General features: G+C 55.3%; 18 protein-coding genes and 1 pseudogene. 16 read left to right on the top strand and 3 right to left on the bottom strand.

Going from position 1 to position 22,342, the window contains the following annotated elements; all coding sequences use genetic code 11:
• Positions 1-20 precede the first annotated feature (20 nt).
• Both ytrI and LG52_RS01625 read right to left on the bottom strand, forming a co-directional pair.
• A complete protein-coding gene (gene ytrI, locus LG52_RS01620) occupies positions 21-524 on the bottom strand; it encodes a sporulation membrane protein YtrI (RefSeq protein ID WP_044730590.1) in 504 nt (167 codons plus the stop codon).
• A complete protein-coding gene (locus LG52_RS01625) occupies positions 521-862 on the bottom strand; it encodes a YtrH family sporulation protein (protein WP_011232219.1) in 342 nt (113 codons plus the stop codon). Before LG52_RS01625 ends, ytrI begins: the two co-directional genes overlap by 4 nt.
• Before the next feature lie 118 nt (positions 863-980).
• Here LG52_RS01625 and dnaE point away from each other — a divergent pair, with 118 nt between their 5' ends.
• The 6 genes and pseudogenes from dnaE to pyk all read left to right on the top strand — a co-directional run bounded on the left by dnaE (position 981) and on the right by pyk (position 9,801).
• On the top strand, positions 981-4,253 hold the full coding sequence (gene dnaE, locus LG52_RS01630) for a DNA polymerase III subunit alpha (protein WP_044730591.1): 3,273 nt from the start codon (positions 981-983) through the stop codon (positions 4,251-4,253).
• A gap of 59 nt (positions 4,254-4,312) precedes the next feature.
• Positions 4,313-4,994 (top strand): annotated as a pseudogene (locus LG52_RS01635) (FadR/GntR family transcriptional regulator).
• A 39-nt stretch (positions 4,995-5,033) separates the two neighbouring features.
• Complete coding sequence (gene accD / locus LG52_RS01640; RefSeq protein WP_011232216.1) at positions 5,034-5,906, top strand: acetyl-CoA carboxylase, carboxyltransferase subunit beta; 873 nt, start codon at positions 5,034-5,036, stop codon at positions 5,904-5,906.
• A complete protein-coding gene (gene accA, locus LG52_RS01645) occupies positions 5,891-6,868 on the top strand; it encodes an acetyl-CoA carboxylase carboxyl transferase subunit alpha (RefSeq protein ID WP_044730592.1) in 978 nt (325 codons plus the stop codon). Before accD ends, accA begins: the two co-directional genes overlap by 16 nt.
• A 182-nt stretch (positions 6,869-7,050) precedes the next feature.
• Positions 7,051-8,010: a 6-phosphofructokinase gene (pfkA, locus tag LG52_RS01650; RefSeq protein WP_044730593.1), complete on the top strand. Its 960-nt coding sequence runs from the start codon at positions 7,051-7,053 to the stop codon at positions 8,008-8,010.
• A 27-nt stretch (positions 8,011-8,037) separates the two neighbouring features.
• Positions 8,038-9,801 (top strand): pyruvate kinase, encoded by a 1,764-nt coding sequence (pyk, locus tag LG52_RS01655; protein ID WP_044730594.1) that lies wholly within the window; start codon positions 8,038-8,040, stop codon positions 9,799-9,801.
• Between the two features lie 149 nt (positions 9,802-9,950).
• Here pyk and ytvI read toward each other — a convergent pair whose 3' ends face one another.
• Positions 9,951-11,069, bottom strand: a complete 1,119-nt coding sequence (ytvI, locus tag LG52_RS01660) for a sporulation integral membrane protein YtvI (RefSeq protein ID WP_044730595.1) — start codon at positions 11,067-11,069, stop codon at positions 9,951-9,953.
• A gap of 93 nt (positions 11,070-11,162) precedes the next feature.
• On the opposite strand from ytvI, the gene LG52_RS01665 reads away from it, so the two are divergent.
• From LG52_RS01665 to mutM, 10 genes are all read left to right on the top strand, one after another.
• Positions 11,163-11,618 (top strand): DUF441 domain-containing protein, encoded by a 456-nt coding sequence (locus LG52_RS01665; RefSeq protein ID WP_044730596.1) that lies wholly within the window; start codon positions 11,163-11,165, stop codon positions 11,616-11,618.
• A gap of 272 nt (positions 11,619-11,890) precedes the next feature.
• Positions 11,891-13,009: a citrate synthase gene (gene citZ, locus LG52_RS01670; RefSeq protein WP_044730597.1), complete on the top strand. Its 1,119-nt coding sequence runs from the start codon at positions 11,891-11,893 to the stop codon at positions 13,007-13,009.
• Between the two features lie 71 nt (positions 13,010-13,080).
• On the top strand, positions 13,081-14,352 hold the full coding sequence (gene icd / locus LG52_RS01675) for an NADP-dependent isocitrate dehydrogenase (RefSeq protein WP_044733048.1): 1,272 nt from the start codon (positions 13,081-13,083) through the stop codon (positions 14,350-14,352).
• A 26-nt stretch (positions 14,353-14,378) separates the two neighbouring features.
• Positions 14,379-15,317, top strand: a complete 939-nt coding sequence (gene mdh, locus LG52_RS01680; RefSeq protein ID WP_044730598.1) for a malate dehydrogenase — start codon at positions 14,379-14,381, stop codon at positions 15,315-15,317.
• Positions 15,318-15,401: 84 nt separating this feature from the next.
• Positions 15,402-15,869 (top strand): MaoC/PaaZ C-terminal domain-containing protein, encoded by a 468-nt coding sequence (locus LG52_RS01685; RefSeq protein ID WP_044730599.1) that lies wholly within the window; start codon positions 15,402-15,404, stop codon positions 15,867-15,869.
• Between the two features lie 205 nt (positions 15,870-16,074).
• A complete protein-coding gene (locus LG52_RS01690; protein ID WP_044733049.1) occupies positions 16,075-16,782 on the top strand; it encodes a response regulator transcription factor in 708 nt (235 codons plus the stop codon).
• Positions 16,775-18,523 (top strand): two-component system histidine kinase PnpS, encoded by a 1,749-nt coding sequence (pnpS, locus tag LG52_RS01695; protein ID WP_044730600.1) that lies wholly within the window; start codon positions 16,775-16,777, stop codon positions 18,521-18,523. Before LG52_RS01690 ends, pnpS begins: the two co-directional genes overlap by 8 nt.
• A gap of 151 nt (positions 18,524-18,674) precedes the next feature.
• Complete coding sequence (gene polA, locus LG52_RS01700; RefSeq protein ID WP_044730601.1) at positions 18,675-21,311, top strand: DNA polymerase I; 2,637 nt, start codon at positions 18,675-18,677, stop codon at positions 21,309-21,311.
• A gap of 13 nt (positions 21,312-21,324) precedes the next feature.
• Positions 21,325-21,456: a hypothetical protein gene (locus LG52_RS20740; protein WP_269430051.1), complete on the top strand. Its 132-nt coding sequence runs from the start codon at positions 21,325-21,327 to the stop codon at positions 21,454-21,456.
• A gap of 49 nt (positions 21,457-21,505) precedes the next feature.
• On the top strand, positions 21,506-22,330 hold the full coding sequence (gene mutM / locus LG52_RS01705) for a DNA-formamidopyrimidine glycosylase (protein WP_044730602.1): 825 nt from the start codon (positions 21,506-21,508) through the stop codon (positions 22,328-22,330).
• Positions 22,331-22,342 lie beyond the last annotated feature (12 nt).

Consider the following 22,342-nt stretch of genomic DNA (forward strand, 5'->3'; position numbering starts at 1 on the left):
ATGGGGCGGCAAGGCGCGCTCTACGGAAGCGGCGCCAGTTTGACTTCGACGGCCAACAAGGTAAAGATCGTAAGTGTGTGAAGTTCAAGCCGGTATGTCTTCTCGTGGATCGTATACGTTTTGTTTTCAATGGCCCGCTCAATCAGTTCTCGGCTGTTGTACACCGTTTCGATATCTTTCGTAATCAAATGGGATAAATCTTCTTTGACGCTGTCTTCAATGCGAAACGTCGTGTATGAATCAAGTTTATATTGCTCGGCGTTGGCGAGATGGACGGAAACGTCCTGCACGGTCAGCTTTTTTTTCATTTCCTTATTGTAATGAATATAGTCTTCCTGCCAAATGCGAATTTCGTTTTGCAAATCGGCGATCTGTTCGTTGAGCTCATTGACGTGCCGCACTTGTTTTTCCTGCAAGACGCCGAACATATACAAAAAGACAAACCAGCTGATGAGCGCTCCGATCGCCGCGCCGGCGAAAAAGCGCTGCCATGACGGGTATTGGTAATACGGAGGAATTCTCATGGCGAAATGTGCTCCTGCGTCAGCCACGTAATGATCGCCACTCCGGTCTGTGCTCCGCCCATGGCGGACAAAATGAGCAAAAATTGCCGCACGATGTCTTTCGTTTCCCCTAAAAACAGCCCTCGCTCAACGACGTAAAACGTGTCAAACGTCCCGCCGATGGCGGCGACGACCGCCCAAATGCGCAAATCGCCGGCAAATCGGTACATGGCCGTCAGCGGCTGGCCGCCGCTTAAAAACGCGCCGAGCGCGCCGATGATGGCGCCGCCAAGCAGCACGCCGACGGCGATAAAATAGCTTTGAATAAATGCCGGCAAGAAGGCCGCTTTTTCGTTCATGCGCTTCCCCGCCCTTTCTTTCTCTCTTATCTATGTATATCAATGGGGTGGACGGAGTATGTAGCCGAAAGAAAAGTTTTCGCCCGTCAAGCGCACGGATGAGGGAGGGATGGTCAGTATGTTCGTCCACTTGCATGTGTTGAGCGGATACAGTTTGTTTCAAAGCGCGGCGGCGGTGGAGGCGCTTGCAGCGAGGGCGAAGCAGCTTGGCTATCAAGTGCTCGCGCTCACTGATCGGAATGTGTTGTATGGCGCTATTCCGTTTTACCGGGAATGCAGGCGGAACGGCATTCGCCCGATCATCGGCGTAACGGCCGATGTCGCTCTTTTTGGGGATGAGGCGTTTCCACTCGTGCTGTTGGCCGCTGACGAAGAGGGATACCGCCATTTGCTTGAAATCAGCACAACGATTCAAACGGGGGAGGCAAAGCGGATTGAGGAAGCCGCGCTGCTTCGGTTAAGCGGCGGCATCATCGCTATCACTCCTGGAAGCGAGGGACGCGTCGAGTCGCTTGTGGCCGCTGGGGAATGGGAGCGGGCGAAAGAGGCGCTCGCCTGCTACCAACGGTTGTTTCCAGGACGGCTGTATGTCGCCGTTCAGCGCGGCGAGCAAACGCGAGCCCCATATGAAGCCGCGCTGTTGCAGCTGGCGGAGGAAACCGGCGTCCCGATCGTGGCGACGAACGATGTCCGTTATGTAGAACGCAGCGATGCCGTGGCGTGGCGTTGCTTGCAGGCCATCGGCCGCGGCGCGCTGCTCGCTGACATTGAGGACGATAACGGCCGTTATTTGGCGGGGCCAGAGGAGATGGCCCGCCGGTTTGCGGATTTGCCGGAGGCGCTTGAGAACAGCCTGGCGATCGCCGATCAATGCGAGCTGCAGATCGAGTTTGGCGGCTGGCGGCTGCCGGCGTACCCCGTTCCGGACGGGGAGACGGCCGACCGTTATTTGCGCCGCTTATCGGAACAAGGGCTCGCCCGACGCGTGCCGTCGGCCGATGAGCGCTACTGGCGTCGGCTTTCGCATGAGCTGGAGGTGATTCAGTCGCTTCATTTCAGCGACTATTTTTTGATCGTCGCCGATGTGCTCGCCTACGCCCGCCGGCGCGGCATCCTAACCGGCCCGGGCCGCGGTTCGGCGGCCGGGTCGCTTGTCGCCTACGCCTTATCGATCACCGATGTCGATCCGATCGAACACGGGCTTTTGTTTGAACGGTTTTTAAATCCGGAGCGGGCGTCGGTGCCGGATATTGACTTGGATTTTCCTGATGACCGGCGCGAAGAAGTGATTCGCTATGTGGCGGATCAATACGGGCGCGACCGCGTCGCGCAAATCATCACGTTCGGCACGTTCGGCGCCAAAGCGGCGCTGCGCGAGACGGCCAAAGCGTTTGGCGTCCCTGGGCGGGAGGCGGAACAGGTCGCGGCGCTCTTGCCGAACAAACAAAGTGTGACGCTCCGCCAATGGCATGCCGAGTCCGCCGCTTTTCGGCGCGCGGTGGACTCGGTTCCGCAAGGGAGAGAGTGGCTGGCTGTTGCGCAAAAACTGGAAGGGCTGCCGCGCCATACGTCGATCCACGCCGCTGGCGTCATCATCAGCCCGGAGCCGCTCGTTCGCTTCGTGCCGCTGCAGCCCAGCCATGGCGAATGGCCGCTGACGCAATACGCCATGGGAGCGCTTGAAGCGCTCGGATTGCTGAAAATTGATTTTCTCGGTTTGCGCACGCTCACATTGATCGAGCAAATCGTGCGCTTGATCGAGCGGCAGACAGGAAAGCCGTTTGACATTCGCACGCTGCCGCTTGATGATGAAAAAACGTACGCGCTGCTTGGCGCTGGAGATACAAACGGCATTTTTCAGCTCGAATCAAGCGGGATGAAGCGCGTGCTCGCCGAGCTGCGGCCGTCCGAGTTTGAAGATGTCGTCGCCGTCAATGCTTTGTATCGGCCGGGGCCGATGCAAATGATCCCGGTTTACATCCGGCGCAAGCGCGGCGAGGAGCCGGTCGAGTACATTCATCCCGACCTTGCGCCGATTTTGGCGCCGACATACGGGGTATTGATCTATCAGGAGCAAATTATGCAAATCGCCGCCCAACTTGCCGGGTTTTCGCTCGGACAAGCGGACGTGCTTCGCCGGGCGGTGGCGAAAAAAGAAAAAGCGCTGCTTGATAAGCAGCGCCAGGCGTTTGTCGCCGGCTGCGAGGCGAACGGCTATCCGAAAGAAATCGCGGAACAATTGTATCAGCACATCGCCCGTTTTGCCGATTACGGCTTCAACCGAAGCCATGCGGTCAGCTATGCGCGGTTGTCTTATGCCATGGCTTATATGAAAGCCCATCACCCGCTCTGTTTTTACACGGTCATGTTGGACGGCGCTTCCGGAGATCGGGAAAAAGCAGCGTTGTACTATCGGGAAGCGACGCAGAAAGGCATCCGTGTTCTCTCGCCTTCGGTCAACAAAAGCGGTTTTCGCTCTTCCGTGGAGGGGAGCGCCATTCGCCTCGGGCTGACGATGGTGAAGCAAGTCGGCCAAGCGGCGAGGCTGATTGTCGAAGAGAGGAATGCGAACGGACCGTTTGCCGACTTCTTTGATTTCGCCGCCCGCCTGCTGCCAAAAGGGCTCGGGCGCCCGGCGCTCGAGGCGCTCAGTTCCGTTGGGGCGTTTGACGAGTTCGGTGCAGATCGGGCTTCGCTCCTTGCCAGCATTGATGTTGCGGTCGAACATGCGCAATGGGTTCAGGCGCTGCAAGCCGGAGGGCTGTCGTTAAAACCGAAATATGCCGCCGCACCTTCGTGGCCTTTGTCCGAACGGCGGAGGCGGGAAACAGAGTTTCTTGGCTTCGCCGTCACCCCGCACCCGGCAGCGGTGCTTCGCCCGTTGCTGCAAGCGGCGGGGGCGGTTTGTGTGGCCGATGTACAAAATCTGTCAACTGTGGTCGGGGGAGTGGTCGTCCGGATACGGAAAACGAGGACAAAGCAAGGTGAAGAAATGGCGTTTTTCACCGTCGGCGATGAGAGCGGGGAATTGGAGGCGGTGGCGTTTCCGAACGTTTACCGCCGTTCAGCGGGCGTATTGAAGGAAGGGCAGTTTGCATTGCTTGCCGGAACGATTGAGGTGCGTAACGGACGGCGCCAGCTCATCATCCGTCGGGCCGAACGATTGGCGGCGTCGGCGCTGTATATCGACGCCAGCCGCCAAGACAAGGCGCGTCTTGCTGCGCTGAAGCAGCTGCTTGAACAACACTGCGGCAGCACCCCGGTGTATTTGTACGACGAAGCGAAGCGGAAGCTTCTCCGCCTGCCGGAGCGGTATGCGGCCGATCTCACCGCGCCGCTTGTCGATGAATTGCTTTCCTTGTTCGGCTCTGGGCGCGTAGCCGTCAAGTAAGTCGCACTTTACTATTTTATTATTTTGTTATATCGTATAACCATTAGGTGGTCAGACCAGTGAAGGAAGCGAAGGAGAGGGGTCATGGTATCAAAGAGGAGAACGTGTATGCCGAGACGTTGAAACACATCCACCGCATGATGGCGGAAGACAACCTAGCCCCCGGCGACAAGCTGCCGTCGGAGCGCGAGCTGGCCGAACGGCTCGGCGTCGGGCGTTCATCGGTGCGCGAGGCGTTGCGGGCGCTGGAATTTCTCGGCTTGATTGAAACGCGGCGCGGCGAGGGGAGGTATATGCGTGAAGCCGGCAGCCACCAGCTGATCGACCTGTTGGCGATGTTTTTGTTGGAAAACGAACGGGCGAAGGCGGATTTGGCGGAAACAAAATGGCTCATCGAGCGGCTGCTGCTTGAACTTGCGTGCCGGCGCCGGAGCGCGGAGGATGTAAACGAGTTGAAAAAAATCGTTCGTCAAAAACCGATTGATTTCGCGCGGTTTTTCGAGACGGCGGCTGGAGCGGCTGACAATGTTCTGCTCGTCCGCATTTGGCGGGTGCTGTCGGGGTTTGCCGCTTCGTTTGCGCCCGAGCCGCCCCTTTCCGACGCCGTTTATGCACAGCTGCTCGCCGCGTTGGAAAGGCAAGATCCAGCGGAGACTGCCGCCGTCTGGGAGGCGAACGGCCTTCGCCGTTGTCGAAACGGGCGGACATCGTTTGACAAACAATGATGTCCATTTTCGATAAAGTAGTAGAGAGGCGAAAACGCAAAGGAGGGGCTCCCTCGTGTGGAAAGACTTGTTTGTGAAAAAGAAAAAGTATGCACCGCTGCCTTCAGAACAAGCGAGGCATGAAGTGCCGGAAGGCGTGATGACGAAATGTCCGCAATGCAAGAAAATTATGTATACAAAAGAGTTGATCAAAAACTTGCGCGTTTGCCTAAGCTGCGGCTACCATCACCCGATGCCGGCGCGTGAACGGATTGCAAGCCTTCTTGATGACGGCAGCTTCCGCGAGTATGACGCCGATATGATCTCGGTCAATCCGCTCGGCTTTCCAGGCTACATAGAAAAACTGGAAGAAGACCGGCGCAAGTCAGGGCTGAACGAGGCGGTCGTCACCGGCGAAGGGGCGCTTGACGGCCATCCGCTCGTCATTGCCGTCATGGATTCATCGTTTCGCATGGGCAGCATGGGCTCGGTGGTTGGCGAAAAAATCACCCGCGCCGTCGAGCGGGCGCGCGAACAGCAGATGCCGTTTCTCATTTTCACCGCCTCCGGCGGCGCCCGCATGCAGGAAGGAGTGTTGAGCCTCATGCAAATGGCGAAAACGAGCGCGGCGCTCAAACGATTCAGCAACGACGGCGGCTTGTTCATCTCCGTCATGACCCACCCGACGACCGGCGGCGTATCGGCGAGCTTCGCGTCGCTTGGGGATTATAACTTTGCCGAGCCGGGGGCGCTCATTGGTTTTGCCGGCCGCCGCGTCATCGAGCAGACGGTGCGCGAAGAGCTGCCGGACGATTTCCAGACGGCGGAGTTTTTGCTGAAGCACGGGCAGCTTGATGCCGTCATTCACCGCCACGAACTGAAAGAAACGCTTGCGGTCGTCTTGGATCTTCATCAAAAAGGAGGGGAAGAGGGATGGTGGCGGAATTAGAATTCGAAAAGCCGCTTGTCGAGCTTCGCCGCAAAATTCAAGAGTTGAAAGAGTTCATGAAAACGGCGGACGTCGATTTATCGGCGGAAATCGAAAAGCTCGAAGCGCGTCTCGCCAAGCTGGAAAACGAGATTTATGCGAATTTGACGCCGTGGGACCGCGTGCAAATCGCCCGCCATCCGCAGCGGCCGACGACGCTCGATTACATCGAGCGGCTGTTTACGAATTTTCTTGAGTGCCACGGCGACCGCTGCTTTGGCGATGACGAGGCGATCGTCGGCGGCATCGCCAAATACGACGGACTCCCCGTGACGGTCATCGGCCACCAGCGCGGCAAAGATACGAAAGAAAACTTGCGCCGCAACTTCGGCATGCCGCATCCGGAAGGATACCGGAAGGCGTTGCGGCTCATGAAGCAGGCTGAAAAGTTTTCGCGCCCGATCATCTGCTTTATCGATACGAAAGGCGCCTACCCGGGCAAAGCGGCCGAAGAGCGCGGGCAAAGCGAGGCGATCGCCCGCAACTTGTTTGAAATGGCTGGGCTCACGGTGCCCATCGTCTGCATCGTCATCGGCGAGGGCGGAAGCGGCGGGGCGCTTGCCCTTGGCGTCGGCAACCATATCCATATGCTTGAAAACTCGACGTACTCGGTCATCTCGCCGGAAGGGGCGGCGGCGATTTTGTGGAAAGACGCCTCATTGGCGCAGCGGGCGGCGGAAACGATGAAAATCACCGCTCATGACTTAAAGGCGCTCGGCGTCATCGATGAAATCATTCCAGAAGTCAAAGGCGGCGCTCATCGCAACGCCGACGAGCAGGCAAAAGAAATTGACCGCGTGCTGCGCCGTTCGCTCAAACAGCTGTTGGCGCTTGACGGCGAAGAGCTCGTCCGGCAGCGCTACGAAAAATTTAAACAAATGGGCCAAGTGTCGTTTTTGCCGGAAACGATTCGGGCAAGATAAGGAAAAAGCTGTCTCCGTCTGCGGGACAGCTTTTGTGTGTGAAAAAACCAGCGCGTGTAAGCCGTTTCAGCGAAGGCTTCCATATTGTGTTCCGCTGTTGTTCATGGTACATTAGGGATGTTCAAGGGTGACAGACGTATGAGGTCGGACGTGTGCAATTCGATGCAAATGAGGTGGAAATGATGAAACGGATTGGTGTGTTGACAAGCGGCGGCGACTCGCCGGGCATGAACGCGGCCATTCGCGCCGTCGTCCGCAAAGCGATTTACCATGGGGTGGAAGTGTACGGAATCTACCACGGGTATGCCGGGTTGATCGCCGGCAATATCAAAAAGCTGGAAGTCGGGGACGTCGGGGACATCATCCATCGCGGCGGCACCATCCTTTATACCGCGCGCTGCCCGGAGTTTAAGACGGAAGAAGGACAGAAAAAGGGGATCGAGCAGCTGAAAAAGCATGGTATTGAAGGGCTGGTCGTCATCGGCGGCGACGGGTCGTACCAAGGGGCGAAAAAATTGACGGAGCACGGCTTCCCGTGCGTCGGCGTGCCCGGGACGATTGACAACGACATTCCAGGCACCGATTTTACGATCGGTTTTGACACAGCGCTCAATACGGTCATTGACGCCATTGACAAAATCCGCGACACGGCGACGTCGCATGAGCGAACGTACGTCGTCGAAGTGATGGGCCGCCATGCCGGCGATATTGCGCTATGGTCGGGGCTTGCCGGCGGGGCGGAGACGATTTTGATTCCGGAAGCGGACTACGACATGGACGACATCATCGCCCGCTTGAAGCGCGGCCATGAACGCGGCAAAAAACACAGCATCATCATCGTCGCTGAAGGAGTCGGCAGCGGCGTTGACTTCGGCCGGCAAATTCAAGAGGCGACCGGCTTTGAGACGCGCGTGACGGTGCTTGGCCACGTGCAGCGCGGCGGATCGCCGACGGCGTTTGACCGCGTGTTAGCGAGCCGCCTCGGCGCCCGTGCGGTCGAACTGCTCCTTGAAGGCAAAGGCGGCCGTTGCGTTGGCATTCAAAACAACCAAATCGTTGACCATGACATTGTCGAAGCGTTGGCGAAAACACATACGGTCGATCAGCGGATGTATACATTGTCGAAAGAGCTGTCGATTTAATTCCCGAGGGGAAAGGAAGAAGAAGTGATGAAGCGGAAAACGAAAATCGTCTGTACGATCGGGCCGGCAAGCGAGAGCGTGGACAAGCTCATGCAATTGATCGAAGCGGGGATGAACGTGGCGCGCCTCAACTTTTCGCACGGCGATCATGAGGAACACGGGCGGCGCATCGCCAACATTCGCGAGGCGGCGCGGCGGACGGGCCAAACGGTCGCCATTTTGCTCGATACGAAAGGTCCGGAAATCCGCACGCACAATATGGAGAACGGCGCCATCGAACTGAAAGAAGGGGCAAAGCTCATCATTTCGATGAGCGAAGTGCTCGGCACCCCGGAAAAAATTTCGGTCACCTATCCGGGGCTGATCGATGATGTGTCTGTTGGTTCGAAAATTTTGCTGGACGACGGGTTGATCGGCCTTGAAGTCAACGCGGTCGACAAGCAAGCTAGAGAAATTGTCACGACCGTCTTAAACAGCGGCGTGCTCAAAAACAAAAAAGGGGTCAATGTCCCCGGTGTGCGCGTCAATTTGCCGGGCATCACCGAAAAGGACCGAGCCGATATTTTATTTGGCATCCGCCAAGGCATCGACTTTATCGCCGCCTCGTTTGTGCGTCGGGCGTCTGATGTGCTCGAAATTCGCGAGCTGCTTGAGGCCAATGACGCCTTACATATCCAAATTATCGCGAAAATTGAAAATGAAGAAGGCGTCGCCAACATCGATGAAATTTTGGAAGCCGCCGATGGCCTCATGGTGGCGCGCGGCGACCTTGGCGTTGAGATTCCGGCTGAGGAAGTGCCTCTCATTCAAAAAATGCTCATTAAAAAGTGCAACATGCTTGGCAAGCCGGTCATCACGGCCACGCAAATGCTCGACTCGATGCAGCGCAATCCGCGGCCGACGCGGGCTGAGGCGAGCGATGTCGCCAACGCCATTTTTGACGGCACCGACGCCGTCATGCTTTCCGGAGAAACGGCAGCCGGCCAGTATCCGGTCGAAGCGGTAAGGACGATGCACCAAATCGCGCTCCGCACCGAGCAGGCGTTGGAGCATCGCGACATTTTGTCCCAGCGCACGAAAGAAAGCCAGACGACGATCACCGATGCCATCGGCCAATCGGTCGCCCACACGGCGCTCAATTTGGATGTCGCGGCGATCGTGACGCCGACGGTGAGCGGAAAAACGCCGCAGATGGTGGCGAAATACCGCCCGAAAGCCCCGATCATCGCGGTGACATCAAACGAAGCGGTCTCGCGGCGGCTGGCGCTCATTTGGGGCGTGTATACGAAAGAAGCGCCGCATGTCAATACAACCGATGAAATGCTCGATGTGGCGGTCGATGCGGCGGTGCGCTCCGGCTTGGTGAAGCACGGCGACTTGGTCGTCATCACCGCCGGCGTGCCGGTCGGCGAAACGGGATCGACGAACTTAATGAAAGTGCACGTCATCAGCGACTTGCTGGCCAAAGGGCAAGGCATCGGCCGCAAGTCGGCATTCGGCAAGGCGGTCGTCGCCAAAACGGCGGAAGAAGCGTGTCAAAAAATGGTCGATGGCGGCATTTTAGTCACCATCAGCACGGATGCCGACATGATGCCGGCGATCGAAAAAGCGGCGGCCATCATCACCGAAGAAGGCGGGCTGACCAGTCATGCCGCGGTCGTCGGCTTAAGCCTTGGCATTCCGGTCGTCGTCGGAGTGGAAAATGCCACAAGCTTGTTTAAAGATGGGCAAGAGATCACGGTCGATGGCGGCTTTGGCGCCGTCTACCGAGGCCATGCGAGCGTGTTGTAACGGACGTTGTTGCAGCAAAACAGGGTGTCCCGAAAGCAGCGGGACACCCTTTCGCATCCCCATATATACGCATGAAACATCTTTGTGAAACGAAAGATTATATTCTTATTTATTAGAGAAAGCCGAGCTTTTGAGACAGCTCCTTTCGATTAAGTGGTCGGCTTGCCGATAATAAACCGCCAAAGATCACGGAAAACATTGGCGCTATGGAGCGTGCGGATGATGACAAGCGCGACGGGGCCGGCAATCAAGCCGAGAAAGCCGAGCAGCTTGAAGCCGACGAACAAGGCGATGAGCGTCGCGAGTGGATCGAGGCCGATCGTTGAAGAAAGCACTTTCGGCTCCATGATTTGCCGTTGGACGAGGACGACGACATACAGCACGCCAAGACCGATCGCAAACGGGATGTCGCCGCTAGCCATGGTGTAAATGATCCAAGGAACAAAGACAATCCCCGTTCCCAAATATGGCAAAAGATCGACGAACCCGATGATCAATGCGATCGTAATGGCGTAATCGACGCGCAAAATAAGCAAGCCGATCAACACGATGACCGTCGTAATCGAAATGAGCGTCGCCTGCGCTTTGATAAAGCCAAACAGCGCCCTCTTCAAATCAAGAAACACCGTTTTTCCGCTTGTGCGGGCTTTCGTCGGCAGCCATTGCTGCGCCATGCGCATCAGACGGTGCCAGTCTTTGCTGATGAAAAATGTCGCCAACAGCGAAAAAATAAACACGGTCGCGGCATTCGGCAGCCAGGCGAGAAGCTGCGGAATGTTTTGCAGGATGCTCTGGACAAATTCACCAACCGTCGTCCCAATCTTTTTTCCGACGGCTTGAATGTTTTGCATAATCGTATCCTGTTGGGCGGCGCTTAAACTTTTAAACATCCCGGCCAAATCTTTGTAAATCGGGATGATTTGGTCGGCGATGAACGTCTCCATGTACGTGATCAATGCTTGAAATTTTTCCGGCACGACGCGGGCTAAATATTGCGTTCCCGAAACGATTTCGGCAACAAGAAGCGTGACTAAGCCGGCGACCGCGGCAAACAACATGATGAGCGTGACGCTGACCGCGAGCCAGCGCGGCATTTTCGCTTTCCGCTCCAAAGCATCGACAAGCGGGTTGATGATCATCGCGATGAAAAAGGCGATGATGAACGGATACGTCACCGTCGCGATGTAATACGCAGCGACGGCGCCGAGCGCGACAGCGGCGATGACAAGAAAAAAGCGCAAAAAGCGATCAACATAAACTCGGGACAATGTTTCACCTCCAACGACGTTCCATATTGATATATTACACGTTTTCTTACGGGGAAGCAAAAAGGCAAGTTTCATAGGAAAGGACGGACAACCGTGAACGAACCGGTGTTGTTTTTATTGGTGTTGCTTGCACTCGGTTTTTTGGCGAAAAACAAATCGCTTATTGCAGCGGTTGCGGTGCTATTGGCCGTCAAATTCACTGGAATGGATCAAAAAGTGCTGCCGATCATTCAGTCCAAAGGGATCAACTGGGGAGTGACGATCATTACGATCGCCGTGCTCGCTCCCATCGCTTCTGGGGAGATCGGCTTTAAGCAGCTTGCCGGCTCTCTGCAGTCGTTGTCAGCCTGGGTGGCGCTCGCATCTGGCATTTTTGTCGCCTTGATCGCAAAAAATGGAGTAACGCTCCTTGCCAATGACCCGCATATGACCGCCGCGCTTGCATTCGGCACCATCCTCGCGGTTTCACTGTTTCATGGGGTCGCCGTCGGGCCATTGATCGGGGCGGGCATCGCCTACACCCTTATGAAAATGATGAAGCATTTTTGAGGAATGCCTATTGAAAGGATTTCTGTTTTTGTTTCTGCAAGCGCTGTTTCTTTTCATGGATGACAGCTGACAAAAGTCTGATAATTGTTTATAATAATAAACGTGAGTGAGTTTTCGGCCAAGCATTGTGCAGCTGTTGCGACGGGGCGGTTGTCGCCGGCCTCATGTAAGCACTTTCGCGCGCGCGTTTGTTTTTGCCTCCATTTCGAGCAAGCGCTCATCGGCCATCGGTCGTTATGGCCGGAACTTATGAAGAGAAGGGGAGATTGAACATGACAGCAACCCGTGGGCTAGAGGGAGTTGTGGCCACAACGTCAAGCATCAGTTCGATTATCGATGACACGTTGACGTATGTCGGTTATGACATTGACGATTTAGCCGAAAATGCTTCCTTCGAAGAAGTCGTTTATTTGCTTTGGCATCGCGAACTGCCGACGAAAGAGCAGCTTGAGGAATTAAAGAAACAGTTGGCGGAAAACGCTGAAATTCCAAATGAAATCATTGAACACTTCAAGCTGTATCCGATTGACAAGGTGCATCCGATGGCGGCTTTGCGCACCGCGGTATCGCTTCTCGGCTTGTATGACGAAGAGGCGGATGTGATGACGAAAGAGGCGAATTATCGGAAAGCCATTCGCCTGCAGGCGAAAATCCCGACGATTGTCACCGCCTTCGCCCGCGTGCGCAAAGGGTTGGAACCGGTTGCGCCGCGCAAAGATTTGAGCTTTGCCGCGAACTTCTTGTACATGCTGACCAGCAAAGAACCGGACGACATCGCAACGGAAGCGTTCAACAAGGCGCTTGTGCTGCATGCCGACCATGAGCTGAACGCATCGACGTTTACGGCGCGCGTCTGTGTAGCCACGCTGTCCGATATTTATTCCGGCATCACCGCGGCGATCGGCGCCTTGAAAGGGCCGCTTCACGGCGGGGCGAACGAAGCGGTGATGAAAATGTTGACGGAAATCGGCACGGTCGACAACGTCGAGCCATACATCCGCACCAAACTGGCCAACAAAGAAAAGATCATGGGCTTTGGCCATCGCGTTTACCGAAAAGGCGACCCGCGCGCCAAACATTTGAAAAAAATGTCGGAAAAACTGACGAAGCTCGTCGGCGAGCCGCATTGGTATGAAATGTCGACGAAGATTGAAGAAATCGTTACATCGGAAAAAGCGCTGCCGCCGAACGTTGACTTTTATTCCGCCTCGGTTTACCATTGTTTAGGAATCGATCATGATTTGTTTACGCCGATTTTTGCCGTCAGCCGCACCTCGGGATGGTTGGCCCACATCTTGGAGCAATACGACAACAACCGTCTCATCCGTCCGCGCGCTGAGTACACCGGCCCAGGCAAGCGGGCGTACGTGCCGATCGACGAGCGCGGCTGAAACAAGTAGACAAGGCGGTGAAGGCGTGCCTTCACGCCTTTTTATAAAAAACTGCATTGGGGGTTTTGCACGTGACGCAAGGAGAAAAAATTACAGTCCAAAATGGTGTGCTCAACGTTCCGAACAACCCGATCATTCCGTTCATCGAGGGGGATGGAACCGGACCAGACATTTGGGCGGCCGCTTCGCGCGTGCTCGAAGCAGCGGTGGAAAAAGCATACAAAGGCGAGAAAAAAATCGTCTGGAAGGAAGTGCTCGCTGGTGAAAAAGCGTACAAGCTGACGGGCAACTGGCTTCCGGATGAAACGCTTGAGACGATCCGCGAATACATAATCGCCATTAAAGGACCGTTGACGACGCCGGTCGGCGGCGGCATTCGCTCGCTGAACGTCGCGCTCCGCCAAGAGCTCGACCTGTTTGTCTGCCTGCGCCCGGTTCGCTACTTCCCAGGCGTTCCGTCTCCGGTGAAACGCCCGGAAGACACCGATATGGTCATTTTCCGAGAAAACACGGAAGACATCTACGCTGGCATTGAATATGCCAAAGGCACGCCGGAAGTGAAAAAAGTCATCGACTTTTTGCAAAACGAAATGGGCGTGCGCAAAATCCGCTTCCCGGAAACGTCCGGCATCGGCATTAAGCCGATTTCCGAACAAGGGACGAAACGGCTTGTGCGCGCGGCGATCAACTACGCGATCGAACACGGCCGCAAGTCGGTGACGCTCGTTCATAAAGGAAACATCATGAAATTCACCGAAGGCGCGTTTAAAAACTGGGGTTATGAATTGGCGGAGGAAGAGTTCGCCGACAAAGTGTTCACGTGGGCGCAATACGACCGAATCGTTGAAACGGAAGGCAAGGAAGCGGCGAACAAAGCGCTTGCTGATGCGGAAGCATCCGGAAAAATCATTATCAAAGATGTCATCGCGGACATCTTCCTGCAACAAATTTTGACGCGTCCGCGTGAATTTGACGTCATCGCGACGATGAACTTAAACGGCGACTACATTTCCGACGCGCTGGCTGCTCAAGTCGGCGGCATCGGCATCGCGCCGGGGGCAAACATCAACTACGAAACCGGCCACGCCATTTTCGAAGCGACGCACGGCACAGCGCCGAAATACGCAGGGCTTGACAAAGTCAACCCGTCGTCCGTCATTCTCTCGGGCGTCATGATGTTTGAGCATCTTGGCTGGAACGAAGCGGCGAAATTGATCATCAAAGCGATGGAGAAAACAATCGCCGCGAAAATCGTGACGTATGACTTCGCCCGCCTGATGGAAGGGGCGACGGAAGTGAAATGCTCCGAATTTGCTGATGCGCTCATCCGCAATATGGACTAATCTTTGAAAGAAAGGGATGGCAAACGATGGCGATGAAACGAAAAAAAATCTCGGTGATCGGCGCCGGATTCACGGGGGCGACGACGGCGTTCCTTTTGGCGCAAAAAGAGCTCGGCGACGTCGTGTTGGTCGATATTCCGCAGCTTGAGAACCCAACGAAAGGGAAGGCGCTCGATATGCTCGAGGCAAGCCCGGTGCTCGGCTTTGACGCGAATATCATCGGCACATCCGATTACGCTGACACAGCCGATTCCGACATCGTCGTCATCACAGCCGGCATCGCCCGCAAACCGGGCATGAGCCGCGACGATTTGGTGACGACGAACCAAAAAATTATGAAGCAAGTGACGAAGGAAGTCGTCAAATACTCGCCGAACTGCTACATCATCGTCTTGACGAACCCGGTCGATGCCATGACCTATACGGTGTTTAAAGAGTCCGGGTTTCCGAAAAACCGCGTCATCGGCCAGTCGGGCGTCTTGGATACGGCGCGCTTCCGCACGTTCGTCGCCGAGGAGCTGAACATTTCGGTAAAAGATGTCACTGGGTTTGTTTTAGGCGGCCATGGCGACGACATGGTGCCGCTCGTTCGCTACTCGTACGCCGGCGGCATTCCGCTCGAAACACTCATTCCGAAAGATCGTTTGGACGCCATCGTTGAGCGGACGCGCAAAGGCGGCGGTGAAATCGTCAACCTGCTCGGCAACGGCAGTGCCTACTACGCACCGGCCGCCTCGCTTGTCGAAATGGTCGAAGCGATTTTGAAAGACCAGCGCCGCATTTTGCCGGCGATCGCCTACCTTGAAGGCGAATACGGCTATGAAGGCATTTATTTGGGCGTGCCGACGATCCTTGGCGGCAACGGCATCGAAAAAGTGATCGAGCTCGAGCTGACCGAAGAGGAAAAAGCGGCGCTCGCCAAATCCGTCGAATCCGTTAAAAATGTCATGCGCATGCTGGAATAGCGGCGAGGCAAAAATTCGGGCATTGCCCCGGGTTTTTGCCCACAGTCTATGAAAGCGCTTTCTATACAACGAAGGGGTGGGAACATGTTGAAAAAACGAAAGCTCGGGAGACGGATCGGGGAAATTCAAGCGGGGGAAAAGCTCGTGTTCCAAGCCGCCATCGAAGATAAAGATTTGCTTCTTTATCTTGGGCTGACGGATGATGCCAATCCGCTTTATATCCAGCATGATTATGCTTCACAGACGCCATTTGGAAAACCGGTCGTGCCGTCGGTCATGTTGACGGGGATGATCACGTCGGCGGTCTCCAAATATTTGCCGGGCCCGGGCAGCTACATTACGCGGCAGGATCTTCGCTTTCTCCGCCCTGTTTATCATTATGAAACGCTTGAATTTTTGCTTGAAGTCGCCGATGTCGATGAGGCGGGCCATTGCGTGACGTTGTCCGTCATGGCGACGCGCGGTGCGGAAACGGTGCTTGACGGAACGCTGTCTGTCTGCCCGCCTCATACGTTGCCGCGCCTAGACGGGCGGGTGCTCGAGAACTTTTGACCTCATGTTGAAAGCAATCCTCACTTCGAAACAAAGGGGGAGTTTCATGCCGCTTTCCGCCAAAGGAAGCCAACCAAACGCGAGGGCCAGTTTTCCGCGGGCAACCTGTCCGCAGGAAAACGCCCTTTTTTCTTTTTTGTCCAAATTAAGGCGTCAATTGTGGTATCATAAAGGCAGAAACCATTGGACGGGATGGAGGAGCGGCATGGGACGAAAAATTTTAGTTGTCGATGACGAACAGCCGATTGTGACTCTGTTGTCGTACAATTTGGAGAAAGCCGGATTTCACGTCGTGACCGCTCACGATGGCGAAGAGGCGCTCGTGAAAGTAGCGTCCGAGCAGCCGGCGCTCATTATTTTGGATTTGATGCTGCCGAAGCTTGACGGCGTTGATGTGTGCAAGAGGCTTCGCCAGCAGCAAATCATGACGCCGATTTTAATGCTGACCGCTCGCGATGATGAATTTGACAAAGTGCTTGGCCTTGAGCTTGGCGCTGACGACTATATGACCAAGCCGTTCAGCCCGCGCGAAGTCATTGCACGCGTCAAGGCGATTTTGCGGCGCACGGAGATCGTTCAGCCGGCGGCGGAATCGAGCGAGCGGCTTGTTGTTGGCGAGCTGGAAATTTTTCCGGAACGCTATGAAGCAGCGATCGGCGGCAAGCCGCTTGAGCTGACGCCGAAAGAGTTTGAGCTGCTCCTTTATTTGGCTCGCCATAAAGGGCGGGTGTTGACGCGCGACCAGCTGCTCAGCGCCGTGTGGAACTACGAGTTTGCCGGCGATACACGCATTGTCGACGTCCATATCAGCCACTTGCGCGAGAAAATCGAAACCGATACGAAAAAACCGATGTACATTAAAACGGTGCGCGGCCTTGGCTATAAGTTGGAGGAACCGAAGCGGCATGAATAGCTTCCGCACCCGCCTTTTGTTTTGGCTCGTGGCGCTCATCGCCACGGTGTTGATCGCCCTCGGGCTTTTGCTTGGGCAATTGCTGAAAGATTTTTACGCCGAGACGATGAACAAACGGATGGAAAAAGAGGCCCAAGCGCTTGCGATTTTGCTTGAAAATGAACCGCTCGAGCAAATCCGCGCCGATTTGCAGGAAATGGGGAATGAGCTGTCGTCCCGCATCACCGTCCTCGATAAAGAAGAACGGGTGCGGTTTGACAGCGGCCGCGTCGCAGCGATCAGTGACAAAGACCATGAGCGCATCGTCCGTGCGATTTTGCGCAAAAAGCAGTTTCCCCGTTTTTCCGTGATTGAAAAAACAAACGACGTCTACTACTACATCGTCCCGTACGAGCGCGGTGAACGGAGCGGGTACGTCGTTTTAAGCACACCGACGAGCTCGCTCCAAAAAGTAAACGAGCAAATTTGGGGCGTGCTCACGAGCAGCCTTGGGATGGCGCTCGTTGTCATTATCGCCCTCGGCTGGAAAATCACCAATCAATATATGAGGCCGATTGAAGAAGCAACGAAAGTGGCGTTTGAGCTGGAAAAAGGCAATTACGCCGCCCGTGCGCCTGATGGTGAATATAACGAGGCTGGGATGCTTGTGCGCTCGATCAACCGGCTGGCCCGCCATTTGCAGGAGATGAGCAGGGCGCGGGAAATTCAGACCGACCGGCTTCATACGCTCATTGAAAACGTCGGCAGCGGCCTGTTGTTTATTGACCACCGCGGACATATTTCTCTCATCAATCGGGCGTTCCAGACTCAGTTTCATCTCGATCCGTCGGATTGTTTGCACCGTCCGTACTCCGATGTGCTGCCGCACCGCGACATCGTCCGGTTTATCGACGATATTTTCATCACCGAAATGACGATGCGCCGGCATATGCGGCTGACGATTGGCATCGAGCGGAAACATTTCGATGTATACGGGGCCCCGATCATCGGCACGAACGCCGAATGGAAAGGGATTGTCGTCGTGTTTCATGACATTACGGAGCTGAAGCGTCTTGAGCAAATCCGCAAAGACTTTGTCGCCAACGTTTCGCACGAATTGAAAACGCCGGTGACGTCCATCAAAGGATTCGCCGAAACGCTATTGGACGGCGCCATGAAGGATGAAGCGGCGCTTGAACATTTTTTGACCATCATCTTAAAAGAAAGCGAACGGCTGCAAACGCTCGTTGAGGAACTGTTGGACTTGTCGAAAATCGAGCAGCACGGGTTTCAGCTGCAGCTTGAAGACGTGGATATTGCTCAAGTCATCGCCGAAGCGGCTGCTGTGTTTCGCCAAAAAGCGGCGGAAAAACAAATTGATTTGCATATCGAATCGCCATCCGGGCTTGTCATCCGCGGCGACAGAAATCGGATGAAGCAAATTTTGCTGAACTTGCTCGCCAACGCCATCACGTATACGCCGGAGCGCGGGCAGGTCGCTGTCGAGGCGGAAGAGACGGAGAAAGAAGTGCTGATCCATGTGAAAGACACCGGCATCGGCATTGAGGAAAAGGAAATCCCGCGCATTTTTGAGCGTTTTTACCGTGTCGACAAGGCGCGCAGCCGCGATTCCGGCGGAACGGGGTTGGGCCTGGCGATTGTGAAACATTTGGTTGAGGCTCACCATGGATATATTACCGTAGCGAGCAAAGTGGGGCGCGGCACCGTGTTTACGATCCATTTTCCAAAGCCGGGGCGGTAGCCGGCCTCTTTTTATCATCTCCAACCGAGAAGCCCCTATTTTTCAGCGTGAGCGTAAGCATGGGTGAATCGGCGCCTCCCATCATGGTGGGAGAGCGTTCAAGGCAGACCGCAGGCATGATACAATAGGACAAGGAAGCATCCGAGGAGGGATGAGATTGAAAAAAAAGCTTGTTTTAATCGACGGCAGCAGCGTGGCGTACCGCGCCTTTTTCGCCTTGCCGCTGCTGCATAACGACAAAGGCATCCATACGAACGCCGTCTACGGGTTTACGATGATGTTGAATAAAATTTTGGCGGAAGAAGAGCCAACCCATATGCTTGTCGCGTTTGATGCCGGGAAAACGACGTTCCGGCATGAAGCGTTTCAAGAGTATAAAGGCGGACGGCAAAAGACGCCGCCGGAGCTGTCAGAGCAGTTTCCGCTGTTGCGCGAGCTGCTGAGGGCGTATCGCATCCCTGCCTATGAACTCGAGAACTACGAAGCGGATGATATTATCGGAACGCTTGCCGCCCGCGCTGAACAGGAAGGGTTTGAGGTGAAAGTCATTTCCGGCGACCGCGATCTGACCCAGCTCGCCTCCCCTCATGTGACGGTGGACATTACGAAAAAAGGGATTACCGATATCGAACCGTACACGCCAGAGACGGTCCGCGAAAAATACGGCTTAACTCCGGAACAAATCGTTGATTTGAAAGGATTGATGGGCGACAAATCGGACAACATTCCCGGAGTGCCGGGCATCGGGGAAAAGACGGCGGTCAAGCTGCTCAGGCAATTCGGCACGGTCGAAAACGTGCTTGCCTCCATTGATGAGATCAAAGGTGAAAAGTTGAAAGAAACGCTGCGCCAACACCGCGATGTGGCGCTGTTAAGCAAAAAGCTCGCCGCCATTCGCCGCGACGCCCCGGTCGAGCTTTCGCTTGATGACATCGTCTATCAAGGGGAAGACTGGGAGAAAGTGGTCGCTTTATTTAAAGAGCTTGGGTTCCAATCGTTTTTAGAGAAAATGGAATCGCCGTCATCAGAAGAGGAAAAACCGTTTGCGGAGATGGCATTTACGCTTGCTGACCGCGTGACGGAGGAGATGCTTGCCGACAAGGCGGCGCTTGTCGTTGAAGTGGTCGAGGAAAATTATCATGATGCGCCGATCGTCGGCATCGCTCTGGTCAACGAACATGGACGGTTTTTTCTGCGCCCGGAGACGGCGCTTGCCGATCCGCAGTTTGTCGCCTGGCTTGGTAATGAAACGAAGAAAAAAAGCATGTTTGACTCAAAGCGCGCGGCAGTCGCCTTGAAATGGAAAGGAATTGAGCTATGCGGCGTTTCCTTTGATTTATTGCTGGCCGCCTATTTGCTTGATCCGGCGCAAGGTGTTGATGATGTGGCTGCCGCAGCCAAAATGAAGCGATACGAAGCGGTGCGCCCGGATGAAGCGGTGTATGGCAAAGGGGCGAAGCGGGCCGTGCCGGATGAGCCAATGCTCGCCGAGCATCTTGTCCGCAAGGCGGCGGCGATTTGGGCGCTCGAACGGCCGTTTTTGGATGAGCTGCGCCGCAACGAACAAGATGGGTTGCTCGTCAAGCTCGAGCAGCCGTTGTCTTCGATTTTGGCGGAAATGGAATTTGCCGGAGTGAAAGTGGATACAAACCGGCTCGAACAGATGGGCGAAGAGCTCGCCGAGCAGCTGCGCACGGTCGAGCAGCGCATTTATGAACTCGCCGGCCAGGAGTTCAACATCAATTCACCGAAACAGCTCGGCGTCATTTTATTTGAAAAACTGCAGCTGCCCGTCTTGAAAAAAACGAAAACCGGCTACTCCACTTCGGCGGACGTGCTTGAAAAACTTGCGCCTTATCACGAGATCGTGGAAAACATTTTGCATTACCGCCAGCTTGGCAAGTTGCAGTCGACGTATATTGAAGGATTGCTGAAAGTCGTGCGGCCCGATACAAAGAAGGTGCATACGATTTTCAATCAGGCGCTGACGCAAACCGGACGGCTCAGCTCGACGGAGCCGAACTTGCAAAACATTCCGATTCGGCTTGAGGAAGGACGGAAAATCCGCCAAGCGTTCGTGCCGTCGGAGTCCGATTGGCTCATTTTCGCCGCCGACTACTCGCAAATTGAGTTGCGCGTCCTCGCCCATATTGCGGAAGATGACAATTTAATGGAAGCGTTCCGTCACGATTTGGATATCCATACGAAAACAGCGATGGACATTTTCCAAGTGAGCGAGGATGAAGTGACGCCCAACATGCGCCGTCAGGCGAAGGCGGTCAACTTTGGGATCGTTTACGGGATCAGTGATTACGGTTTGGCGCAAAACTTAAATATTTCGCGCAAAGAGGCGGCCCAATTCATCGAGCGCTACTTCGAAAGCTTTCCTGGCGTGAGGCGGTATATGGAAAACATTGTGCAAGAAGCAAAACAGAAAGGATATGTGACGACGCTGCTGCATCGGCGCCGCTATTTGCCGGATATCACGAGCCGCAACTTCAACGTCCGCAGCTTTGCTGAACGGATGGCGATGAACACACCGATTCAAGGGAGTGCCGCAGACATTATTAAAAAGGCGATGATCGATCTGAACGCCAGACTGAAGGAAGAGCGGCTGCAAGCGCGCCTTTTGCTGCAGGTGCATGACGAGCTCATTTTGGAGGCGCCGAAAGAAGAGATGGAGCGGCTGTGCCGGCTCGTTCCGGAAGTGATGGAGCAAGCGGTCACACTTCGCGTGCCGCTCAAAGTCGATTACCATTACGGCCCGACGTGGTATGATGCGAAATAAAAGGAGTCTTGGTGTGCAAACGCTGGCGCCCCATAAAAAATTTTTCGAGGCGACGATTCTCGGCTGCGGGTCGATGAATTGGCGCGAAACGGCTGCCGCCTCATGGAGAATCTTTCTCTCGGCGGATCAACCGGCGTCAATGTGAAAACGTCGGCGGGAACGATGCAGGAAAACGGAGGAAAGGGGGGATTGCCATGCCGGAATTGCCGGAGGTGGAAACGATCCGTCGCACGCTTTTGCCGCTTATTGTCGGAAAAACGATTGAGGATGTGCGCATTTTTTGGCCGAACATCATCCGCCATCCACGAGACCCTGAGGCGTTTGCGGCAAGAATGATCGGACAGACGGTGCGTGGTTTGGAACGGCGAGGGAAATTTTTGAAATTCCTGCTCGACCGCGATGCGCTCATTTCCCATTTGCGCATGGAAGGGCGCTATACCGTCGCTTCCGCCCTGGAGCCGCTCGAGCCGCATACGCACGTCGTGTTTTGCTTCACGGACGGCAGTGAACTCCGCTACCGCGACGTGCGCAAGTTCGGAACGATGCACGTTTATGCGAAAGAGGAAGCGGACCGCCGGCCGCCGCTTGCTGAGCTTGGACCGGAGCCGCTTTCCCCGGCGTTTTCACCAGCTGTATTGGTGGAGCGGGCGGTGAAAACGAAACGGTCGATCAAAGCGTTGCTCCTTGACCAGACGGTCGTGGCTGGGTTTGGCAATATTTATGTCGACGAATCGCTGTTTCGCGCCGGCATTCTTCCCGAACGGCCGGCCGCCTCGCTCTCCAGCAAAGAGATCGAGCGCCTGCATGAGGAAATGGTGGCGACGATCGGCGAGGCGGTCATGAAAGGGGGAAGCACGGTGCGCACGTACGTGAACACACAAGGCGAGGCAGGTGTGTTTCAACATCATTTGTACGTGTATGGCCGCCAAGGCAATCCGTGCAAACGATGCGGCACGTTGATTGAAAAAACGGTCGTCGCCGGCCGCGGCACGCATTATTGTCCGCGCTGCCAGCGCTAGGCGGCTCGTAAA

The organism is Geobacillus kaustophilus, from assembly GCF_000948285.1.
GTDB classification, from domain to species: Bacteria; Bacillota; Bacilli; order Bacillales; family Anoxybacillaceae; genus Geobacillus; species Geobacillus thermoleovorans_A.

What these genes read in the sequence shown, in the direction of transcription:
- ytrI (WP_044730590.1), bottom strand. Translation starts at nt 524, where the DNA reads ATGAGAATTCCTCCGTATTACCAATACCCGTCATGGCAGCGCTTTTTC.
- LG52_RS01625 (WP_011232219.1), bottom strand. Translation starts at nt 862, where the DNA reads ATGAACGAAAAAGCGGCCTTCTTGCCGGCATTTATTCAAAGCTATTTT.
- dnaE (WP_044730591.1), top strand. Translation starts at nt 981, where the DNA reads ATGTTCGTCCACTTGCATGTGTTGAGCGGATACAGTTTGTTTCAAAGC.
- accA (WP_044730592.1), top strand. Translation starts at nt 5,891, where the DNA reads ATGGTGGCGGAATTAGAATTCGAAAAGCCGCTTGTCGAGCTTCGCCGC.
- pfkA (WP_044730593.1), top strand. Translation starts at nt 7,051, where the DNA reads ATGAAACGGATTGGTGTGTTGACAAGCGGCGGCGACTCGCCGGGCATG.
- pyk (WP_044730594.1), top strand. Translation starts at nt 8,038, where the DNA reads ATGAAGCGGAAAACGAAAATCGTCTGTACGATCGGGCCGGCAAGCGAG.
- citZ (WP_044730597.1), top strand. Translation starts at nt 11,891, where the DNA reads ATGACAGCAACCCGTGGGCTAGAGGGAGTTGTGGCCACAACGTCAAGC.
- mdh (WP_044730598.1), top strand. Translation starts at nt 14,379, where the DNA reads ATGGCGATGAAACGAAAAAAAATCTCGGTGATCGGCGCCGGATTCACG.
- LG52_RS01685 (WP_044730599.1), top strand. Translation starts at nt 15,402, where the DNA reads ATGTTGAAAAAACGAAAGCTCGGGAGACGGATCGGGGAAATTCAAGCG.
- LG52_RS01690 (WP_044733049.1), top strand. Translation starts at nt 16,075, where the DNA reads ATGGGACGAAAAATTTTAGTTGTCGATGACGAACAGCCGATTGTGACT.
- pnpS (WP_044730600.1), top strand. Translation starts at nt 16,775, where the DNA reads ATGAATAGCTTCCGCACCCGCCTTTTGTTTTGGCTCGTGGCGCTCATC.
- polA (WP_044730601.1), top strand. Translation starts at nt 18,675, where the DNA reads ATGAGATTGAAAAAAAAGCTTGTTTTAATCGACGGCAGCAGCGTGGCG.
- mutM (WP_044730602.1), top strand. Translation starts at nt 21,506, where the DNA reads ATGCCGGAATTGCCGGAGGTGGAAACGATCCGTCGCACGCTTTTGCCG.